The 22,164-nt window shown below is 29.6% G+C and carries 18 protein-coding genes and 1 pseudogene; 17 read left to right on the top strand and 2 right to left on the bottom strand.

Annotated features, from left to right (window positions below):
• Positions 1 to 10 precede the first annotated feature (10 nt).
• Both ACFWTK_RS09625 and ACFWTK_RS09620 read left to right on the top strand, forming a co-directional pair.
• On the top strand, positions 11 to 451 hold the full coding sequence (locus tag ACFWTK_RS09625) for a DUF4430 domain-containing protein (protein ID WP_165815349.1): 441 nt from the start codon (positions 11 to 13) through the stop codon (positions 449 to 451).
• 83 nt (positions 452 to 534) lie between these two features.
• Entirely contained in the window at positions 535 to 759 is a 225-nt protein-coding gene (locus ACFWTK_RS09620; RefSeq protein WP_415875800.1) for a hypothetical protein, read from the top strand.
• Between the two features lie 73 nt (positions 760 to 832).
• Here the strand turns inward: ACFWTK_RS09620 and ACFWTK_RS09615 are convergent, their stop codons facing one another.
• On the bottom strand, positions 833 to 2,308 hold the full coding sequence (locus ACFWTK_RS09615) for a nicotinate phosphoribosyltransferase (RefSeq protein WP_415875799.1): 1,476 nt from the start codon (positions 2,306 to 2,308) through the stop codon (positions 833 to 835).
• A gap of 405 nt (positions 2,309 to 2,713) precedes the next feature.
• On the opposite strand from ACFWTK_RS09615, the gene ACFWTK_RS09610 reads away from it, so the two are divergent.
• From ACFWTK_RS09610 to ACFWTK_RS09585, 6 genes and pseudogenes are all read left to right on the top strand, one after another.
• Positions 2,714 to 4,894 (top strand): ATP-dependent helicase, encoded by a 2,181-nt coding sequence (locus ACFWTK_RS09610; protein WP_415875798.1) that lies wholly within the window; start codon positions 2,714 to 2,716, stop codon positions 4,892 to 4,894.
• A gap of 145 nt (positions 4,895 to 5,039) precedes the next feature.
• On the top strand, positions 5,040 to 5,333 hold the full coding sequence (locus ACFWTK_RS09605; protein ID WP_415875797.1) for a hypothetical protein: 294 nt from the start codon (positions 5,040 to 5,042) through the stop codon (positions 5,331 to 5,333).
• A gap of 120 nt (positions 5,334 to 5,453) precedes the next feature.
• Positions 5,454 to 7,460, top strand: coding sequence for a cell division protein FtsA (locus tag ACFWTK_RS09600; RefSeq protein WP_415875796.1), 2,007 nt, complete (start codon positions 5,454 to 5,456; stop codon positions 7,458 to 7,460).
• Positions 7,461 to 7,475: 15 nt separating this feature from the next.
• Positions 7,476 to 8,653: pseudogene (locus tag ACFWTK_RS09595) on the top strand (M20 metallopeptidase family protein).
• A gap of 102 nt (positions 8,654 to 8,755) precedes the next feature.
• Complete coding sequence (locus tag ACFWTK_RS09590) at positions 8,756 to 9,718, top strand: RluA family pseudouridine synthase (RefSeq protein WP_415875795.1); 963 nt, start codon at positions 8,756 to 8,758, stop codon at positions 9,716 to 9,718.
• 12 nt (positions 9,719 to 9,730) lie between these two features.
• The gene (locus tag ACFWTK_RS09585; RefSeq protein WP_415875794.1) at positions 9,731 to 11,368 is read left to right on the top strand and encodes a putative polysaccharide biosynthesis protein; all 1,638 of its coding nucleotides are present in this window, start codon (positions 9,731 to 9,733) and stop codon (positions 11,366 to 11,368) included.
• 164 nt (positions 11,369 to 11,532) lie between these two features.
• Here ACFWTK_RS09585 and spoVB read toward each other — a convergent pair whose 3' ends face one another.
• Complete coding sequence (gene spoVB / locus ACFWTK_RS09580) at positions 11,533 to 13,050, bottom strand: stage V sporulation protein B (protein ID WP_415875793.1); 1,518 nt, start codon at positions 13,048 to 13,050, stop codon at positions 11,533 to 11,535.
• Between the two features lie 199 nt (positions 13,051 to 13,249).
• On the opposite strand from spoVB, the gene ACFWTK_RS09575 reads away from it, so the two are divergent.
• The 9 genes from ACFWTK_RS09575 to ACFWTK_RS09535 all read left to right on the top strand — a co-directional run bounded on the left by ACFWTK_RS09575 (position 13,250) and on the right by ACFWTK_RS09535 (position 22,147).
• Positions 13,250 to 13,588, top strand: coding sequence for a hypothetical protein (locus ACFWTK_RS09575; RefSeq protein WP_415875792.1), 339 nt, complete (start codon positions 13,250 to 13,252; stop codon positions 13,586 to 13,588).
• 134 nt (positions 13,589 to 13,722) lie between these two features.
• A complete protein-coding gene (locus ACFWTK_RS09570) occupies positions 13,723 to 14,103 on the top strand; it encodes a hypothetical protein (protein ID WP_415875791.1) in 381 nt (126 codons plus the stop codon).
• A gap of 17 nt (positions 14,104 to 14,120) precedes the next feature.
• Positions 14,121 to 14,894 (top strand): hypothetical protein, encoded by a 774-nt coding sequence (locus ACFWTK_RS09565; RefSeq protein ID WP_415875790.1) that lies wholly within the window; start codon positions 14,121 to 14,123, stop codon positions 14,892 to 14,894.
• Positions 14,895 to 15,081: 187 nt separating this feature from the next.
• The gene (locus ACFWTK_RS09560; protein ID WP_415875789.1) at positions 15,082 to 16,398 is read left to right on the top strand and encodes a hypothetical protein; all 1,317 of its coding nucleotides are present in this window, start codon (positions 15,082 to 15,084) and stop codon (positions 16,396 to 16,398) included.
• A gap of 35 nt (positions 16,399 to 16,433) precedes the next feature.
• Positions 16,434 to 17,147, top strand: coding sequence for a zinc dependent phospholipase C family protein (locus ACFWTK_RS09555; RefSeq protein WP_415875788.1), 714 nt, complete (start codon positions 16,434 to 16,436; stop codon positions 17,145 to 17,147).
• Positions 17,148 to 17,281: 134 nt separating this feature from the next.
• The gene (locus tag ACFWTK_RS09550) at positions 17,282 to 17,797 is read left to right on the top strand and encodes a class I SAM-dependent methyltransferase (protein ID WP_415875787.1); all 516 of its coding nucleotides are present in this window, start codon (positions 17,282 to 17,284) and stop codon (positions 17,795 to 17,797) included.
• Positions 17,794 to 19,575, top strand: coding sequence for a B12-binding domain-containing radical SAM protein (locus ACFWTK_RS09545; RefSeq protein WP_415875786.1), 1,782 nt, complete (start codon positions 17,794 to 17,796; stop codon positions 19,573 to 19,575). Before ACFWTK_RS09550 ends, ACFWTK_RS09545 begins: the two co-directional genes overlap by 4 nt.
• Before the next feature lie 297 nt (positions 19,576 to 19,872).
• A complete protein-coding gene (locus tag ACFWTK_RS09540; protein WP_415875869.1) occupies positions 19,873 to 20,208 on the top strand; it encodes an ATPase in 336 nt (111 codons plus the stop codon).
• The gene (locus tag ACFWTK_RS09535; RefSeq protein ID WP_415875785.1) at positions 20,195 to 22,147 is read left to right on the top strand and encodes a V-type ATP synthase subunit I; all 1,953 of its coding nucleotides are present in this window, start codon (positions 20,195 to 20,197) and stop codon (positions 22,145 to 22,147) included. Before ACFWTK_RS09540 ends, ACFWTK_RS09535 begins: the two co-directional genes overlap by 14 nt.
• Positions 22,148 to 22,164 lie beyond the last annotated feature (17 nt).

The following is a 22,164-nucleotide window of genomic DNA, read 5'->3' as shown; positions in this document are numbered from 1 at the left end:
CAATGAAAGTATGAAAAGAAAGATAAGTCTTATAGCTTTAGTTATAATAATTTGTTCAGGACTTATTATGATATATAATAGATATCAAAATAAAATAGGAGAAAATATATCTATAAGTAGCAACAAAAGTCAAGGGGAAAATTTTATAATTTATGATGAAGTTGAGCAAAAAAATATATTAAAATTAAAAATAAATTTAGAAAATAAGAGTGTAGCTGAAGTTACACAGGAAGTATTAAAAGATAAAGGAATAGATTATACTATTTTAGGAAGTGGAGATACTGTATATTTTTCTATGATAAATGGAATAAAAGAAAGATCAAATGGACCTTTAAGCGGTTGGTGTTATTATGTAAATGGTACTAGACCTTCTGTAAGTTCAGGAAGATATAAATTAAAATCTGAAGATAAGGTAGAGTGGAAGTATTTAAAGGACGGATTAAAAAACTAAAAAGTATGAAAACCTATTCAAATTTTACAAATTATGGTTTATAATATAGTTACTTAAATAACAAACTGGGGGGTACGTTATATATGTCTAGATGTCCGTTCTTATCTACCTATGAGAGTAAAGTAAACTGTTTTAAGGAATGTGCGTTTTATAATTATGAGGATACTAACGGTGTTTGTCCTTTTAAACGCATCGATGAAGAAATGTTTTTGGAAAAAAAGATGAGATATAATGATTTATTTAGGAACGAAGGTTTTAATATATTAGATGAATTATATCATGAAAAAAAATATTTAAGTATTTTTTAGAATTTCTTAATCTTTTATAATTTAAAAAAAAATAAAATGCAGAGAATATATAAAATAATCTCTGCATTTGCTTTTATTGATATAAATTAGAATATTTATCAAGCAGCTCATGTTTTAAAGTCCACAGTTTTTTAGAAAGATCTACATAGTAAGAATGAGGATTTTCAAATCTTAAAACTTCTTCCCAAAGCTTCTCAGTTTCCTGTTTTGCAAAAGCTTGGATTTCCTTCACACTTGGATTCTTGTAACAAGGTTTACCTTTTTCAAATATTTTAACCATTAATTCTTTAGCATAATAATTGTTTAACTTTTTCTTTTTCCAAGTATGAACAGGGTTAAATATTTCAATAGGTTTGCTGTCATCAATATTTTCTGTGCTTAAGCAAATTAAATCGGCTATAGCTTTATCGCTAGTCTTATCAAATAATCTATATATTTTCTTAAAACCTGGATTTGTAATTTTTTCCGCATTTTCACTTATCTTTATTTTAGGAATTATTTCTCCATTATCTTCTATGGCCGCTAGTTTATACACTCCACCAAACACAGGTTCTGATCTTGCAGTTATGAGTCTTTCTCCTACTCCAAAACTGTCTATTTTAGCACCTTGAGCAAGTACATCCGTAATTATATGTTCATCTAGAGAATTTGAAACTACTATATTAACGTCTGGATATCCAGCACTATCTAAGATTTCTCTGCATTTCTTAGTTAGATATGTAATATCTCCACTATCAATTCTTATTCCCTTTGGTCTATACCCCATTGGTTTTAAAACTTCATCAAAAACCTTTATAGCATTAGGAAGTCCTGATTTTAAAACATTATATGTATCTACTAAAAGAACACAATTATCAGGAGAAGTTTCGGCCCAAGCTTTAAAGGCTTCATATTCTGTAGGGAAGAGCTGAACCCAACTATGAGCCATAGTACCTGCTGCGGGAACTTCAAACATCTGTTCTGCTATAGTACAAGCTGTTGCACTACATCCTCCTATGATTGCAGCTCTAGCACCGTAAATAGCCCCATCATATCCTTGAGCACGACGAGAACCAAATTCCATAACAGGCCTTCCTTCAGCAGCTCTACAAATTCTATTTGCTTTTGTAGCTATTAGAGTTTGATGATTTATTGTAAGCAGAATCATAGTTTCTACAAATTGGGCTTGAATTATAGGACCCCTAACTGTCACTAAAGGTTCACCAGGGAATACAGGATTACCTTCTGGAATGGCCCAAACATCGCATTCAAATTTGAAGTCTCGAAGGTATTTTAAAAACTTATCAGAAAAAATTCCTTTGCTCTTTAAATACTCAATATCCTCATCTGTAAATTTTAGATTAGAAAGATACTCCATAAGCTGCTGAACTCCTGCCACTATGCAGTAACCACCACCGTCAGGAACTCTTCTGAAAAACATATCAAAATAAGCTATTTTTTCACCTACATTATGTTCTAAGTAACCGTTTGCCATAGTTAGCTCATAAAAATCTACTAACATGGTAAGATTTCTACCATTTTTAATATTAAGAATATTGTTGTTGTCCATCGTTTTCCCCTCTAACTATTAAAGTGTATTTTATATAATGATATACTTATTTTGATGGTTTATCAAGAAAAAATACAAGAAAATTGCGACACAAGTCTCTTACATCTTGTAACATCATCTATGGGATTTGCATTTAGGAAAGCTTTTAATCATCGTTCAATGCTTTCTACAATGCAAATCCCATGGGTGATGTTTAAATATTTTGCAAATTCACATGAAAAGTTATGGATGTTTTACCGCAGTACCTAAACTCTCCACTTTCTAAACTTCTCAACTCGCACCACAGATGCATTCACTCTCTACTAGAAATAAGTTGTTGCACAATTTATTTGATTAGAATTTAAAAAAATGTCTATAATGATATATAATTTTACTTATATAAAATTAATATGGGTGGGTGTAGGCATGAAAGAAAAAATAATTAAGGAGTTTTACGAGTTAAGGGATAAGATAATTGAAAATAGATATAAAGAGCTAAATCCACAGCAAAGAAGTGCGGTTTTAAGTCATGATAGAAATTTGGCTGTAATAGCATGCCCAGGAGCGGGAAAGACGACCACTCTAATCAGAAGAATAGATTATTTAGTTACATTTGGGCCAATATATAAAACTAAATATTATCCAGATCACATAGTTGAGGATGATATAAATTTATTGAGGAAAAGTTTAAATAGTAATAATATTGAAGGAGAAAGAATAAAATATTTGCTAGGAGGAAGGGGAGTAAATCCTGATAATATAATCGTAATAACTTTTACAAGAGCAGCGGCTATGAGTATGAAAAAGAAATATATAAGTATAAACGGCTCAAATAATGCTCCTTTTTTTGGTACATTTCACGGATTATTCTATAAAATATTAAGTAGGAGGTATAAACAAATAAATATAATAGAATCGTATACAGCTTATAGAATAGTGAAAAATGTATTAAGTTCTTATTTAGATGAGATAAGCGAAGAGAAGGTTAAAGAAATAATTAATACTATATCTTTTTATAAGACAAGTAACATATCAGAACAGGATTTTTCTCCTAATATAGATAAAAATATTTTTTTTGAGTGTTATAAAGCTTATGAAGAGTATAAAGAGAAAAACAATTTGCTAGACTTTGATGATTTGCAAATAAAGTGCAAGGAGTTGTTTTTAAGAGAAAGGGAAGTATTAAAAGGGTATAGAAGGCTCTTTAAATATATGCTGGTGGATGAATTTCAAGATTGTGACAGTATGCAGATAGACATATTAAAGCTTTTAAATAAAGAAAACTCCATTTTTGTTGTTGGAGATGAAGATCAGTGCATATATGGTTTTAGGGGTTCTAAACCAGAATGTATGGTGAATTTTCATCATGACTTCGAAGAAGGTAAAAAAATATTTTTATCAACAAATTATAGATGTCCTAAAAGTGTAGTGAATATAGCAAATAATTTGATAAGCAATAACAAAATGAGAAATCAAAAGAATATGTATGCATATAAAAACAGCCAGCCTAAAATAAATGTATTAAATTATCCAAGAGAAGGAAGTCAAGCTGAAGATATAGCACTTAATATTATAAAACTAGTATCTTTAGGGAAATATGAATATGAGGATAATGCTATTATCTATAGAACCAATGTAGAAAGCAGAAGCCTTATAGATGCTTTTATCAGAAAAAAGATACCTTTTTATCTTCTAGATAAAGAATATAATTTTTTTGAGCACTTTATATGTAAGGACATAATATCCTATCTTAAGCTTAGTATAGACAAAAAAGATAAAGAAAGTTTTTTTAGAATAATAAATAAGCCTTTTAGATATATAAGTAAAGTAAATCTAGAAAAGCTAAGAAAAAATTGTATTGGTGAAGATTGTTTTGAAATATTAAAAGAAATTGAAAGCATTCCTCCTTTTCAAATGAAAACTATAGATAAATTGAAAAGAGATATACAAAATCTTAACAAGATGTCTCTTGCAGGAGCTATAAATTTTATACTAAAGGATTTGGGATATTATGAGTATTTAAGAGAATATGCATCAAAGTACAAGCTGGATATTTCAGAGCTTGAAGACATAGTAGAAGAATTCATAGAGTCATCAAAAGAATATGCTGCAATAATTACTTTTTTAGCTCATGTAAGTGAAGTAGAAGAACAAATTCGCAGCAGCAAAAAAAGAGAGAACAAAAGAGGAGTTATTTTAAGCACCATCCATGGAGTTAAGGGAATGGAGTTTAAAAATGTCTTTATAATAAACTGTAATGAAGATAATATACCTCATATAAGTAGCATAGACACTAATTTAGAAGAAGAAAGAAGACTTTTTTATGTAGGTATTACTAGAAGCATAGATAATCTTTGGCTTTCTATATCAAATGATATGAAAGGAAAAAATAAAAAGCCATCTAGATTTCTTGAAGAATGTAAACTTAATATACTAATGAAAAATGACTACGATAAGGGAGAACGCGTAATTCACAAAGCTTTTGGAAAGGGAGAAATAATCCACATTGATGATAAAGTCATAGAGATAAAATTTGAAAATGGTATAAATAGAAGCTTTGATGCTGTGACTTTGTACAATAATGGATTAATAAAGAAATTGATATAGTATATCATATTATATCATACAATATAGAATTATATAGTTTGCTAAGGCAAAAGTGTTGACATATTTATAATAAATATGCTAAACTATTATTGTAAATATAGTGTTTAAAGATGACTATAATAATTTTAAATGGAGAGTGAAAAAAGTGGTTCCTTTTAAGAAGATGTGGGAAGATGCTCTAGTTGTGATAGCAGAACATGAGCTGGAAAACCTAAACATAGTTGAAAGATACAATGGTGGGTTTGTCATAAGAGAAAAAAATGGTATGGAGTTTATAAATAGGGAAGATTTCGTGGATTTTTGGTGTAAGATGCTGTGCAATAAAGAAGTATCTAAAGATGATGCAGCTAAAGAAAGAAAAGCTATGTATGTATATGATATAATAAAGAATCTTCCTTATGTGATAGAAAGCTCTAATATTTTAAAATTGGTAGATTAATAGTGTAAAAGTTAGTACTATGTTTATTGAATAAAATAACAGTATAATATATAATTTTATTAAGCTCATATTCTAAGAATATGAGCTTTTACATTGCTTTTAAAAGAGGGAGATATATATATGAGTGTTTTAAACATTAACCCTAAGGACATAATATTTGCCTTGGATATTGGAACTCGTTCTATTATAGGAACTGTTGGTGTGGTTAAAGACAAAAAGTTTAATGTAATATGTGAAAAATATATAGAGCATGAAGAAAGGGCAATGATAGATGGACAAATCCATGATATAAATTTAGTTGCAAATTCAGTGAACGCTGTGAAAAAGGCTATTGAAGAGAAAATAAATCTTAATCTTAAAGAAGCGGCCATTGCAGCAGCAGGAAGATTCTTAAGGACTACAGATACTAAAGTCGAAATTGAGGTAGATGATGATAAAGAAATAGATAGAGAAATAATAAGGAGTTTAGAGCTTACAGCAGTAAAAAGAGCAGAAGAGAAAATAAATAAAGAAGCTGAAGGAAAGTTATATTGTGTTGGATACAGTGTAAAAAACTATTATTTAAATGGATACTTAATTTCAAACCTTCTTTCTCAAAAAGGAGAGAGGATTTCCGCAGAAGTTATAGCCACTTTTCTTCCTAAATCAGTAATAGACAGCCTTTATACTGTTATGAATAAGGTAGGATTAAACGTAACAAGCTTAACTCTAGAGCCTATAGCTGCTATGGAGGCAGCAGTTCCAAAAAAATTAAGGCTCCTAAATATTGCTCTAGTGGATGTTGGAGCTGGAACCTCTGATATTGCTATAAGCAGTAATGACAGCATAAGCGCTTATGGAATGGTGCCTATGGCTGGAGATGAGGTAACAGAAGCCATAGTACAAAATTACTTAGTAGATTTTAATACTGGAGAAGTTATAAAAAAAGATGCAGCTAATGGTAAAACTTCAAAGTATATAGATGTTTTAGGGCTGGAAGGAGAAGTATCTCCAGAGGATGTAATTAAGGTTATAGAGCCAATAGTAGCTAAGATAACTGATGAGATAGCAAAAAAAATTATTGAGTTAAATGGTGGAAAAGCTACTAGTGTAGTATTTCTAGTTGGAGGAGGGGCACATACCCCATATTTAAAAGAAGCTTTAGCAAAAAAGCTGAATTTACCAATTCAGAGGATTGCAATTAAAGGAAGAGATGCTGTTGAAGAGTGCGTAGGATATGATGAAACTTTAGGAAGTGCTGGTGTAACTGTGCTTGGAATTGCACTAAACGCAATAAAGAGATCAGGAAATGACTTTATTAATGTTACTTTAAATAATGAAGTAATAAGTCTATTTAACTCACATAAGCATACTGTTATGGATGTAATGCTGCAGGCTGGAATCAGCCATAAGGCTTTAATAGGGAAAAATGGTAAAAATATAAGGTTTACTTTAAATGGAATTAAAAGAGTTGCTTTTGGTTCATTAGGGCAAGGAGCAGAAATTTTAGTGAATGGGAAAAACGCAACCATAGATACAGAAGTAAAAGATGGAGATAATATAGAGGTTATTTTTGCAAAGAACGGTAAGGATGCTTCTCCTAAAATCTTAGAATATGTGAAAAGTATAAATTCTATAAGCTTTTATCTGAATGATATCATTCAAAATTTAGAACCAGTAGTATTTATAAATGGAAATAGAGGGAAACTCGAAGATAACATTAATGAAGGAGATATAGTTCAAATTATATTTCCTAAAAGTTTAGAGGATTACATAAAATATTTCCGTATGGAATATGATAATTATACTTACTATTTAAAAGATGAGAAGATAGATAAGTCCCATATAATTGAAGAGGGAGAACGTATATATGCAAAACTAGATGAAGAGGAGGATGATGAGAAACTTACAGACAATTCTCCTAAAGTTAATAAAATTCTTAATGAGATTAAGGTTTACGTCAATGATAAACAAGTAATATTAAGTGGAAAAGAAAAGTATATATTTGTAGATGTGTTTAATCATATACAATTTGATCTAAGTGTTCCTAAAGGAAATTTAATGATCACATTAAATGATAATAAGGCTGGATACTATGATGAACTTAAGGATGGGGATATTATAAGAATATTTTGGGAAAAAGACTAAGGGAGATATAGACATATGGATTTTTTAAAAGAGGCTGAAAAAATAAGTGAAGAGTTAATAAGTATAAGAAGAGATATTCACCAAAATCCAGAAACGGATTTTGATTTAAATAGAACTGTAAGCAAAGTAAAAGAATTTTTAGAAAAAGAGGGTATAGAGTACATCGAAACTTCAAAAAACGGAATTTGTGGTATTATAAGAGGAAATGGAGAGAAAACTATAGGTATAAGGGCAGACATGGATGCTCTTCCTATGGAAGATAAAAAGAGCTGCATTTATTCTTCTAAAGTACAGGGAAAAATGCACGCCTGCGGCCATGATGTACACACAACAATACTTTTAGGGGTAGGTAAAATCTTAAATAAAATGAGAGATAAGCTTTATGGAAACGTGAAACTTATTTTTGAGCCAGCGGAAGAAACTACAGGTGGAGCTGTACACATGATTGAAGAAGGAATATTAGAAAATCCTAAGGTAGATGCTGTAATAGGACTTCACGTAGAACCTAATATAGAGGTGGGTAAAATAGGAATAAAAAGAGATGTGGTAAATGCAGCATCTAATCCTTTTAAAATTAGAATAATGGGAAAGGGAGGACACGGAGCCTATCCTCACAGTACAGTTGATCCTATAGTAATAAGTGCTAATGTGATCATTGCGCTTCAAGATATAGTAAGCAGAGAAATCCCTCCGACAGACCCGGCTGTTATAACCATAGGTTCTATTCATGGTGGGACAGCCCAAAATATAATACCAGATGAGGTTGAAATATCTGGAATAATAAGAACTATGACCACAGAACACAGAGCATATGTGAAAAAGAGAATGGTAGAGGTGGTTGAAGGAATAACCAAGGCTATGAGAGGAAGATGTGAGATAGAAATAGAGGAAAGCTATCCTTGTCTTTATAATGAAGATTTTGTAGTAGATGTTCTTAAAGCAGCAGCAGAGGATACTATTACTAAGGAAAATGTTATTATGCTTCAAAAGCCTGTTATGGGAGTTGAAAGCTTTGCTTATTTTTCATGGAGAGACCATCAGCATTTTATTACTTAGGAATAAGAAACGAAGAAAGAGGCATAGTACATCCTCTTCACAGCAATTTATTTGATGTGGATGAAGAGTGTATAAAAGTTGGAGTAGCAATACACTGCCAAACTGCATTAAGATACTTAAATGGAGAAAAGAAGTAATTTTGGTTGTAAACTTATAATTGATGATATATAATCTTTTATGTTGCGTCGAAAAGTGTTGAAAATAAAATAATATGATGCAATATTATACGGAGGTATAAAATGAGAATTGAAATTGGAGCAAATGAGGCAGGACAAAGAGTAGATAAGTTTTGCAGAAAGTGGCTTAAAGATGTACCTTTAGGAGCTATTTTTAAGGCATTTAGAAAGGGAGACATAAGAGTTAATGAAAAAAAAGTAAAACAAAATTACTATCTGCAAGAGGGAGACATAGTAGAAGCTAAGTATTTAGAGTCAAGTAAAGCGAAGGAACCTAAAGAGTTCCAACAAGTAGACTTTAGCTCCATGAAAGTTACATATGAAGATGAAAATATATTAATTTTAGAAAAGTGGCCTGGAATTTTAGTTCACTCTGATAGAAAAAATGGAAATCCTACTTTGACAGATTATGCACTTTCTTATTTATATGAAAAAGGTGATTATAACCCTGAAAGTGAAGTTACTTTTACTCCGGCACCATGCAATAGGTTAGATAGAAATACTTCGGGAATTGTTATATATGGAAAGAACTTTCAGAGCTTAAAGTCACTAAATGAGATGATAAGAGAAAGAAAGATAAAAAAATATTATACTACTCTTGTAAAAGGGAAGATAAAAGAAGGTATGTATGAAGCATATATATTAAAGGATGAGATAAATAATATATCTCAAATATTCAAGGATAAAAAGCCTAATAGCAAAAAAATATCTATGGAAGTTAAGGTTATAGATACAGTAGGAAGTTACTCTCTATTAGAAATAGAGCTTATTACAGGGAGAAGCCATCAGCTCAGGGCTCATCTTGCATACCTAGGAAATCCAATAGTCGGGGATGATAAGTATGGGGATAGAAAATTAAACAGTTTTTTTAATAATAAATATGGCTTAAGTTTTCAATTTTTATATGCTTATAAACTAATATTTAGAGATTGTCCAGAAGAACTTTCGTACATGGAAAATAAAACAATAACAGAAACACTTCCTCCAATATTTAAAAAGATTAAAAATGACGTATTAAAATTTTAAGGGAGTTTTAGTATGAAAAAGCAATCAACTACAAAAGGCTTTGCTATATTGTCAGCAGCAGGGATAATTGTAAAATTATTGTCCCTTTTATACATACCTTTTTTAAAAAAAATAATTACACTAAATGGATATGGTATATATCAGGCTTCCTATAAGATATATGTTTGGATATATGTTCTTGCAAATTCTGGAATTCCAGTAGCTATATCAAAACTAGTATCTGAATACCTTGCTTTGGGGCGTTATAGAGATGCTATAAAAAGTTTCAAAATTGCTAGATTTATAATGTTAGCTTTAGGTACTGTTATGAGTTTATTTATGTTTATATTTGCAGGGCCTTTATCGAAACTTGTAGGATTTGAACAGTCTAAGCTGTCTATCATGGCTTTGGCACCTACTGTTTTCTTTACATGCATAGTTTCTTCTTATAGAGGGTATTTTCAAGGTAGAGGAAATATGTCTCCTACAGCTAAGTCTCAAATATTAGAGCAGATAATAAATACCATATTTACCTTAGTATTTGCATCTATGCTTATGACTAGATATGGTGTAGAGGCGGGTTCTGCTGGAGGAACTCTAGGAACTTCATTAGGAGCCTTGGTTGCTGCAATTTATCTAGTTATAGTTTATGAAAAAAATAAAGTTATTAAAGTTCCAAAGGGCTATAAAGAAAAGGATAAAAGCAGGCATACTAATAAGCAGATATTAAAAAGAATATTTCAAGTTGGATTACCTTTGATTATATGTGTAGGCCTTCAATATTCAGGAGATGTGGTAGATTTAGCTATTGTTAAGAGAAGACTTTTGCATTCAGGGCTTGGAGAGATAACAAGTAATGAAAAATGGGCACTATTTAGTATGTACAGAACACTATTAAGCGTACCAATAACCTTAGTTTCTGCTTTAGCAGCTTCTATACTTCCAGCTATATCCGGATTATATTCTTTAAAAGATAAAAAGAGTGTAGAAGATAAAGTAAATTATGCATTTAGATTCTGCTTTCTTGTAGCAGTTCCATCTGCAATAGGACTTGCAGTATTACATGACAATGTATTTTTACTATTATTCAAGGAACAGCAGGGAGGAGTATTTTTACTATATGGTTCCATAGTATTAATACTTAATTCAATAGTTTTAATTCAAACATCTATACTTCAAAGCATTGGTAAATTGTATTCTTCAACTCTTTTCACAATGTTTGGTGTTATAGGTAAAATTGTCACAAACTATTTCTTGGTAGGAATTCCTCAGATCAATATATTAGGAGCTATCTTTGGAAACATGATATTCTTTATAATACCGATGGTGCTTAATTATAGAATGATAAATAGAACTTTAAAAATTAGAGTAAATATAATAAAACATTTTACAAAGCCATTTATGTCCTCTGCATTAATGGGGATTATAGTATATGGAACATACCTTGCAATAGATACTTTACTTTTAAGATCTTTCTCATCAGTATATAAAAATAATGCTATTGCAACTATTATTTCTATATTCGTAGGAGTAGCTACATACTTATACGGACTAGCATTAACTGGAGGAATAACGGGAAAAGACTTGGAAGAACTTCCGTCTAAATTTACTAGGCTTATACCTAAATCAGTATTAAAGAAAATAAATGAGAATTATTTAGAAAACAGTTAGAAAGCTTTAAATGTAATGTGGAAATTTAGAGGACAAGTTAAAAGTTAATGTATTAGTAAAAAGTATAAATGCTGAATTAAGCTAAGCTTAATTCAGCATTTATTTTATATTGAAGTTTTGCAGTATAAAAGTCATAATTGGACATGAGTTACTGTCAATTAGATTTAGTTTGTTTTCAAGGCTTTATTTACAAAAGAAACAGATAAGAAGAATATAACAAATCCAGCTATGACCATGAACATGGTTTTAGTTTTAAAGAAAACATCAGGTATTAAATTATTCATTATATTTAATATAAAATAAATAAGTAAACTCATTAGCATATCTACAAATAAGTCCTCAAAAGAAAATTCTATATAGTACTTTTTTCTTATTTCGTATAAATTCATAATTAAACCTACAGTAGTTGTTACGATTAAACTTAATCCGTAGCCAAAGATATTTATACTTGGAATTGCAGTAAGTATGTATAAAAGTACTAATTCCAAAGCTGCAGTTATTATAGAATTTCTAAGAAGAACTCCTTGTTTGCCTAAGCCATTTAATATATTAAATGTGGTGGCGGAAATATATGCAAAAGGAGCTGATAGAGCAGCAAATTTTATATAGGCTCCTAGATCATTTCTTGCAAAAAATAGTTTTCCAAGGGCATTTGGCATACTAAAACAAATAATTAGAGTAGAAATTCCAAGTAAAAAAGAAATTCTAAGAACCTGGTGAATTCTTTCTTCAAGCGCCATATAATCCTTTCTTTCTATGCTTTCTGAAAGATCTGGTATGAGCACTATGGACATAGATGTTATAACCACAAGGGGAAAGAATATTATGGTTAAAGCCATGCCAGAAAACTTTCCAATCATAGCTAAAGAATCACTGTGACTAAAACCTGCGATTAAAAGACGTCTTGGAAGTATGAGTGTAGAAACTGTAGAAATTGCTGTTGTCAAAAACCCATTAACGCATAAAGGTACTGACATAACTAAAATATCAAATAAAAGCTGTGGGGTTCCTTCAGCAGGATAAGTATTGTAAACATGCCTAAAATCTTTTGCTTTGTTAATTCTATAGAAAATATAGAGAAGTACAAAGCTTGCAAATTCTCCTGCGGCTAATGCAGCATATACAGCAGTCACGGTGTTTTCAATTTCCTTCACAGGAAGTGCTCTGATAACAAAGACTGTAACTATTATTCTGACGATTTTTTCAAGCACGTCTATTAAGGCAGGAGTCATTACGTTAGATACTCCGTAAAAATATCCTTTTATTATAGAAGAAAGAGCAACAAAGACTAAAGCAATACAAACTAATAAAAGGCTGTATAAGCTTCTGCTGTCTTTTATTATATTGGTGCTTATGTAATTGGAGTTTAAGCTAACAAGCACAGCTACTATTAATGTCCATACAAGGTCAAATATCATGGTAGCATGTATAGACTTATGTAAGTTTTCATAATCTCTTCTGGTATAAAATGAGGAGGCCTGTTTTGATAAGGCTGTAACCATCCCTCCGCATACAAGACAAGAAAATAAATCGTATATAGGCATTATAATAGCATAAAGCCCCATACCTTCAGCGCCTAATTCTCTAGAGAGGATAATAGAAAATACGAATTTCAATATTCCTGTTGTAGAATTTGAAAGCGTAAGAAAAATAGAATTCCTTAAAAATTTGTCTTTTTTCATCTATTGCAACTCCTTAAACTTCAATTGATAACACTAATAATTATGTTTGTAAGGCAAATTATATTCTAAAATTAATAAAGAAATCATCCCTACTAACATATAGACATTAATAATAAATATAAAAATATTTATGAAATAAATTCCAAAATTGTTATATAATATTATTATTAAGTTATAACACGTTTATGGGAGGAAATTTATGAATAAATATAGAACTGGTACTAGGTTAATGTATTTACTTATGTTTTTTGTCTTATTATGCTGTTCTTATATTATAACTAGTTCACTTTATTCTTTTCTTACATCAATTTTTATAGTAACCCTATATATTTTGCTCAGCACTTTTTTATTTAATAGAAATGTGGTGAAAGGATATAAAGAATACCTAGGAGCTCAGGTGGTTTTAACTTTAATATACTGGATGATAATAGGAAAAACCTTGATAGAAGACATGAGCTTTAATGAAATTTTATTCTTTATTATTATAATGATAACACCTTACTTTTCTAAAATGAACTATGAGAAGAGACAGCAGTAAAATTTTCTAAGATCAATCTTTTAGGGATTTCAATGGGATTAATTTACCTAGAAATCCCTTTCTTATCACAAATAACAAATAAACTACATATTATGATATTGGACAAGTAAATAATTTGAAAGGAGATGTATCCTTTGGCTGATTCAATTAAAGAAGTAAAAATGACAACAAAAGAGGCAGAACAATATTTAGAAGATTTTAAAAAGAATATGAAAGAAAGATTTCAAGAAATGAAAATAAGGAAAAACAGCCTTAATAAAATAGATGAAAGAAATGGACATGGTGTAGGTAAGGAATATGATGACAATGTAAAGCGTGAAAGTTTCGCTTTTGCTGATGCGGAAGGAGAAAATAGTAACACTCTATCTCTTTCTACACAAAATGTAGCTGCAGCTGCAGGCCAAGCTGAAGGTGAAACAACCTTTGCTATCTCTTTAAGTATTCTAATAAGTAAAGATGATAAGAGACGTTGTTTTATAGTTAAACCTGTTCCTTGCTGTCACAAAAAATTATAAGAGGAGGTGTACCAATCGTGGCAAATAATCAAATAAGATCGGAAGAAACTATAATGAGAGAAATAGAAGAGCTTGAGCAGAATATAAAAAATAAAATACAGGCAATAGATAATGTAATAAAAGAAGTAAAAACTGAAGAAAACAATAAAGAAAATCTTATGACTTATAGTAGTAATTCAGAAGGTGGCAGCGCAAGCTGTAGAAGCAGGAGCGATGCAGCATTTGCTGCTTTTTTAGGCGAGGGCTTTGCAGATAGTTTTGACGGACCAAACTTCGGGGTTTACTTTGCCATAGCGGCTGGGCTTGTTGCTACAGCTGAAGGATTTTCTAAAACTAGATGTAAATGTGGTAGATGCAGACAGATTGGAGTACAAGAAATTAATGAAGGCTTTTATGATGCATTAGAGAATTTGAAAAATGATAATAATATACGTCTATCCGAAGAGATGGAAAATGATAAAACTCTTAGAGAAACTATGTACCAAATACAAGGAATGATTAATGAAATAAAAGCAGACGCTGTTGAAATGATGAAGCTAGAAAAGGAACTTTATGATATAGCAGGTCCACAACAGAATCAAAGAACTATTAGAAGAAGAAACTGCTCAAAAATGGCAATAGAACAAGATATTAATTGCAATGGAATTGCTTTTTCTTTTGCACTAGGTTCTGCACTTGCATCTGAAAGTGAGGCTGAAACCTTAGTTGATGAGAATGAGGCAGAAAGTGCAGCAAGTTCAGGAGCACTTTTGGGAACAGCTGTTGTATTTGGATTTTTTAATACTTATTAGTAATTTGTTAAAAGTTTAATGATATATTTACATTAAAATCTCTCTAATTTTGCCTAATATTAATAAAATAAGATAGATTCGAAATATAGTAGTAACCTGAAATTTTAAAACTGCATAATGGATTCATACATATCCTTTTATCTAAGAAAATATATTTTAGATAAGAGGAATTTTTTTCGGAGGGAATATGAAAAAATTTTTAAAGTCATTATTAATAATCGTAATCTTCACTACATCTATTATATTTTTAAAAAGGCATTGTTTTAAGGATTATAACATAATTTTAAAAGACAATAACCTAAGTGTAGATTTAAAATATAAAGGATTAAAGTATGCAGTGGATTTTACTGTAGATGAAGAAGGAAACTATTACATAGCCTACAAAGATAAAATACAAATTATAGATAAAAATGGCAGAAGCAAAAATATATTTAGCAGAAGTAATATGAACATAAATAGCATAGAATATTATAAAAATAAACTTTATTTCTCAAGCAATAGCTCCGTATATGTTTATGATATACATAGTAAAGAGGTAGTGGAGATAATAGGAAATTTGCCTAACTTTGGAGATTACAAAGATAGTATAGTAAAGATAAACAATGATTATTTATATGTAACCATAGGTGCTGCAACCAATTCAGGGGTAGTAGGAGATGATAATCTTTGGCTAAAGACTAATCCTTTTAGCCATGATATCTCTCCTTATAGAATTACTTTAAGAGGAATAAATTTTGACAATGGAACTACTGGTGCCTTTTTGAGTCAGGGAAGTAAGAGCATAGAAGGTCAGATTATACCAGGCCATTTTCCGGGAAATGCTTCTATAATAATGTATAATTTACAAACAGGAGCTTGTGCCACTTATGCATGGGGCATAAGAAATGTAAAAGGTTTAGATTTTGATAGTCGAGGAAGAATGATAGCATCTGTAGGCGGTATGGAAAATAGGGGGTTAAGGCCTATAAAAGGAGATACGGATTATATATATGTAATAAAATCAAAGACTTGGTATGGATGGCCGGATTATAGTGGAGGAGATCCTGTTAACTCTCCTAGATTTAAAGGTGAAAATAATAAAGCAATCCCGTTTATTTTGGATAACCATCCTACTACAAATCCAAGTGCTCCTATTTACGTTCACAATAATTTAGGAACTTTAAACAGCTTAGCTGTAGACAAGAAAGGAGAAATTGGAGAGCCAGATTCCATTTACTTTTATGAAAGCAAAGATCAAAAACTATACTGCGTAAACCCTGCAGGTATAGTAAATGAAAAATTAAAATTTAATGACAAAAGCAAAATTTCTAGTATTAAATACATGAAAAATCAAATTCTAATATTAGATTACAATGAGGGTAATATGTATACTTTAGGTTTAAAAAGTATTAATAAAGAATCCATATCAACTAGACCTGTGTTGTTTTTCTTATTCATTGTAAGTATAATGATGATAATAGTTATATTAAAAATGACTGTTATCAGATCTAAAAATAAAAAATAGCATATACACTAGTTTAAAAGATTGGGGTAATGAATATGATAACAAAAGCTGAAAAATTGTATGGAAAAACCGTTAGAAGATTTATGAGGATTATCAATCCTGTAAAAAAAATAATAATAAGTACTCAATGTATGACACATAAATATATAAATAATAAAGCTTTAGAACTTTTGAAAAACCAGGGATATGTAAGACAATATAAGTGTTATAGCATTTATATTGATAGTATAAATGATGGAGTAGTTTGGGCAGATCAAGATTTTAAAAGCACAAATCACTTCTATCATCTTACAGAAAAAAGAGGTTTGTATGGATTTTCTAATTTACTTGATGAGTGCAGATACTATCATACTTTATCGTTTAGATATTTAGAGCATGGAGATGTTGCTATGAGTATGTTTTATCTTGGAGCAGCATGTCACTTAATACAGGATGCAACAGTTCCTCATCATGTAAATAATAGACTTTTAAGAAGTCACAGGAAGTTTGAATTATTTATAATAAAAAATGTAGCATTAGGACACTCATTTGAAACAAAACAAAATATAAAAAGATATGATAATTTAGAGGATTATATTGAAAATAATGCTTTGCTAGCAAATTCAGCTTATCTTAAATTTAGAAATATACAAAATAGAGATGAAAGATATATGAAGGTTGCGTCTATGATTATACAGGAAGCCCAGATAACTACAGCGGGATTTATGCTGGACTTTTATGAAAAACTTAGGGATAAAATAGATTGTTAAGTATTGAAACATATATAAACATATATACAAATATAGAAGAAATATTTCTTTCATTAATTGGAGGAAATATTTTTTTTATGTAGAAGTAATATAAGACAGGTTAATAAACATAAGAGAAGAGAGGGACATAAATAATGAAAAATGAGATAGTAATAAACCTGGAAGAACAGTACTTTAGTGGTGAAGTTTTAGATATATGTTCAGATAATTACGGAATAATATACAATATATATAAAAGTAAAAATAAGGATTTTGATGTAGAGTATGTAGATGGTAGAGAGAAAGCTAAGAATATAAAGGAGAATTTCTATGATAGTTGTGTAATGTTTTTAGCTTTTAGTAGTATAATATTTAAAATAAGCAGAAAAATTTTAGTGGAAAAAATATATAATTTTTTAAAGGAGGATGGATTCATTTATATATGGGATATAGATAAGGGGTATGGAAAGACTTTCTTTGGCAAAGTCAATGTAATAATGCCTCAGGGAATCTCTAAAACTATAGAGATTAAAGATATGAATTTGTTAAAAGATACTTCTTCAAAAACAATTCTTAAATTAATAGAGGAGTTTTTTAACATAGTTGAATTTAAGTCTTTAGATAATATTTATTATATAAAGGCACAAAAGAAAAGGAGAGATAATAAATGAATAAACTAAAGGTTTTATTAGTAGGAATTAACTCACAATATGTACATTCTAATTTGGCTGTTAGGTACTTAAAAGCATATACTAAAGATTTGGATTATAATCCTGTAATAATGGAATTTTCAATAAATGATAGACCTGAGAGAATATTGGAAGAACTTATAAGAGAAAAAGCCGATATTATAGCTTTTTCTTGTTATATATGGAATATAGAAATGATAAAGGCATTATCTAAACTCATAAAATTAGTAGATGATAACATAGAAATAATTTATGGTGGACCAGAGGTAAGCTTTGATGGAAAGGAATTTTTAGAAAATAATCCTGGAGAATATTTAGTTGAAGGAGAAGGAGAAGAGACTTTTAGAAAGTTAATTGAACATAAAATATATGAAAAAAATCTACATAATAATGTAGAAATTTTATCAACTAAAAAAGAGTTAGTTAATAATCAAACAAATATAGATGAAGAAAAAAATTTTTCCCTAAATATAGGGGGACTTTTTTATAAAAAAGGAAAAAAAGTATTTTATGGAGGAATTAAAAATAACTTAGACATAAATCAAGTAGTTTTTCCTTATGATAAAGATGATGATTTAGATAATAAGATAGTATACTATGAAGCTTCTAGAGGGTGCCCTTTTAGATGTAAGTATTGCTTATCTTCTGTAGATAGAAATATTAGGTTTAGAGACATGGAAAAGATAAAAGAAGAGTTAAAATATTTCATAGATAAAAAAGTAAGACTTGTAAAATTTGTAGATAGAACCTTTAATTGTGATGAGAAATTTGCCACTGATATATGGAATTTTTTAATAAATCAAAATACAGAAACTAAATTTCATTTTGAAATATCCGCTAATATTTTAACAAACAATCAGGTTAAAGTTTTGTCAAAAGCTCCTAAAGGAAGATTTCAGTTTGAAATAGGAGTACAGACTACAAATGATAAAATTTTGAGAAATATAAATAGATATATAAGCTTTAAGGATGTGGCAGAAAAAGTAAAAGAAGTCAAGAAACTTGGCAATATAAGTCAGCACCTAGATTTGATAGCTGGTCTTCCAGGAGAAGATTTTAAGTCATTTAAAAATTCATTTAATGAGGTTTACTCTATTAGACCGGACGAAATACAACTAGGATTTTTAAAAATATTAAAAGGTTCTCCCATGATGGAAGAAAAAGATATATGGGGAATGAAATACTCACCATATCCTCCTTATGAAATATTAAAAACTAAGGACATAAGCTATGAAGAACTACTAGAATTAAAAAAGGTAGAAGCTATGGTTGATAAATATTATAACTCTGGTAAGTTTAAAACCATATTGAAGTATTTTGAATTGAAATTTGATAATCCTTTTGACTTTTATTACAACCTGGGAGTATTTTTCCATGAAAAAGGATATTTTAGCAGAAATATTTCTAATGCTGAATACTACAAGGTATTTTTAGACTTTAATAGTGAAAAACTAAAGGAGGACAATGAGGCGCTAAAAAATATAATAAAATACGATTACCTAATGTTCAATAAAAAGAAATGGATACCAGAATTTTTAGAAGATGGGGAAGAAAAAAGATGGACTAAAGAGATAAGAGAAAAAGTTTTAAACTCAAATTTAGGAATTGATAAAAACAAACTTCATGTGGAAAAATTCAATATAGACATATTGCATTTTATAAAAACAGGAGAGCTCTTAAAAGAAAAAACATATATAGCATATGATGAAGATGTTTCAAATAAAACAAAAAGTGTAACAAATGTAACGGAATTAATTTAAGAAAAGAAATAAAATTAAAGAAATTATTAATAAAAATCAATTAACATTATTAATAAAAATCAATTAATTCAGAAAAATCATAATAAAAATAAATTAATAGCGAATTTTAAAGAAAAAACACGCTAAGTATCAAAAAACTTACTAAATTTTCTGAAAATAATTGATATTGGCTTTGAAAATTTTGTATACACCATTTATAATTGTCCTAAGTTGTTATGAATACCACATTAAGTGCTATGTGTTATACTTTTTATTAAATAAGTTAAATAAATTAAATTAATTAAATATTAAAAGGTGGTGATATATTTGGCGCTAGAAGCTATAAAGAAAATAAGAGATACAGAAGAAAAGGCTATGGAAATTATTAAAAAGGCTCAAAATGATAGCAATCAGATCATAAAAGATTCTGATGTAAAAGCAGCTAGCGAATACAAAAGAATCTTAAACGAAGCTAAAAATGAGGCTAAGAAAATATTAGATGATGCAGCAGCTAATGCAGAAAAGGAGGCTATTCCCATAATTGAAAGTGGGAAAACTTCAGCAGAAAATATAAAAGATATTTCTAAGGAAAAATTAGAAATGGCAGTCAATTTAGTGGTTGAGAGGATAGTGAATATCAATGGCAATAGTTAAAATGAATAAGTTTACATTGTTTGCCTTTGAAAAAGATAAGGAGGCTTTGCTGAAAAACTTACAAAAGTTCCAAGGTGCACACTTTGTAAATCTTGAATCTAAACTAGAAAATGAAGAAATGAAGTTTTTAGAAAAGACTGCTGCAGATAAACAGATTCTAGAAATAGAAAATGAATTATCTAAGATTAAATTTGCTTTCGATTTTTTAAGTCCTTATCTTGAAAAGAAAGGTATTTTACAATCGCTTAAAGAAGGGAAAAAAACCATAACCTTTGAAGAACTAGATGAAGCAGTTAAGAAAATTGACTGGCAAGGTATTTATGAAGAATTAAGAAGTATAGAAGAAAGACAAAACTCTCTAATTACTGAGAAAAGCAAATTAGAATCAGAAATAGAGAATCTACTTCCTTGGAAAAACTTTGATGCAAAATTTGAAGATTTAAAAGAATTAAAGTTTTCTAGAAGTTTTTTAGGATCAATTCCTAAGGATTTAAAAGATAAATTTACTGAAGAACTTGAAAGAGAAATTAATTACTCTTATGTGGAAATAATCAATGAAGGTGGAGATGAAACTTATTTATTAGTGCTAGTATTAAAGGAGGAAAAGGACAAAACTTTAGACATACTAAAAAGGTATGGATTTGCTAAGGCTCTAATCAAATATAATGGTAATCCACAAAATATAATACAAGATTATGATAAGAGAATTAAAGAAATAGAATGTGAAATAAAAGAAATAACATCAAATACAAAAAAACTTAATAAATACATGGATGATATTGAATTATTGTATGAATATTACTCTAATGAATTAAATAGAGCAAAAGCTAGTTTGAATTTTTTAAATTCTCATACCATTGTAGTTATACAGGGTTGGAACACAGTGGATAGTAATAATAAGCTTGAAGATGTAATAAAAGAAGTTGCAGGAGATTACTACTATTTAGAATTCGAAGATGTAAAAGAAGATGATGATGTCCCTATATTACTAAAAAATAATTCTTTTGCGGAGCCTTTTGAGAATATAGTAGAAATGTATTCTCTACCGAACTATGGTGAAGTAGATCCAACTCCTATAATGTCAATTTTTTATGTAGTATTCTTTGGAATGATGTTGTCTGATGCAGCCTATGGAGTTCTATTAGTTATAGGTACGGCTATTGCATTAATGTTCTTCAAACTTAATAAGGCTATGCGCAATAATATGAAGTTGTTCTTATTCCTAGGGATTTCAACCGTATTTTGGGGAGGAATCTATGGAAGCTGGTTTGGAGACGCGCCTACAAGTTTATTCGGAGCAAAGAGTATACCAAAACTATTAGATCCTGCAAATAATATCATAGAGGTTATGATATTATCTCTAGCTTTAGGAGGAGTTCATATTTTTGCTGGATTAGGTATGAAAGCATATCTTTTGATCAGAGATAAAAAATATCTTGACGCATTATATGATGTTGGATTTTGGTATATAACTCTTATAGGAGGCATATTAATGCTTGTTGGAGTTATACCATCCATAAGTAAGTGGATGCTTTACGGAGGATTAATTGCTTTATTCTTAACTCAAGGAAGAGATGCAAAGACCATAATAGGAAAGCTGGGAGGAGGACTCTATGGAGTTTATGGAATAACCTCATATATAGGTGACTTTGTATCCTATTCAAGACTTTTAGCTTTAGGTCTTGCTACTGGATTTATCGCAAATGCATTTAATATTATGATTAATTTACTGCCAGGAGCAGCAAAGTTTATTGTTGGACCAATAATTTTCATAATAGGGCATTTGTTTAATATGGGCATCAATGCTTTAGGTGCTTATGTACATGCAAATAGACTTCAATATCTAGAATTCTTTGGAAAGTTCTATGAGGGTGGAGGAAAAACATTTAAGCCTCTTAGAGCTCAGTCAAAATATTTTGAAGTAGTAAATGAAAAATAATTATATTAAAAAATAAA

The organism is Clostridium sp., from assembly GCF_047777555.1.
In the GTDB taxonomy this organism is placed as follows: Bacteria; Bacillota; Clostridia; order Clostridiales; family Clostridiaceae; genus Clostridium_H.
Note: the sequence above shows the minus strand (reverse complement) of the source record. Positions and strands in the feature narration are given on the sequence as shown.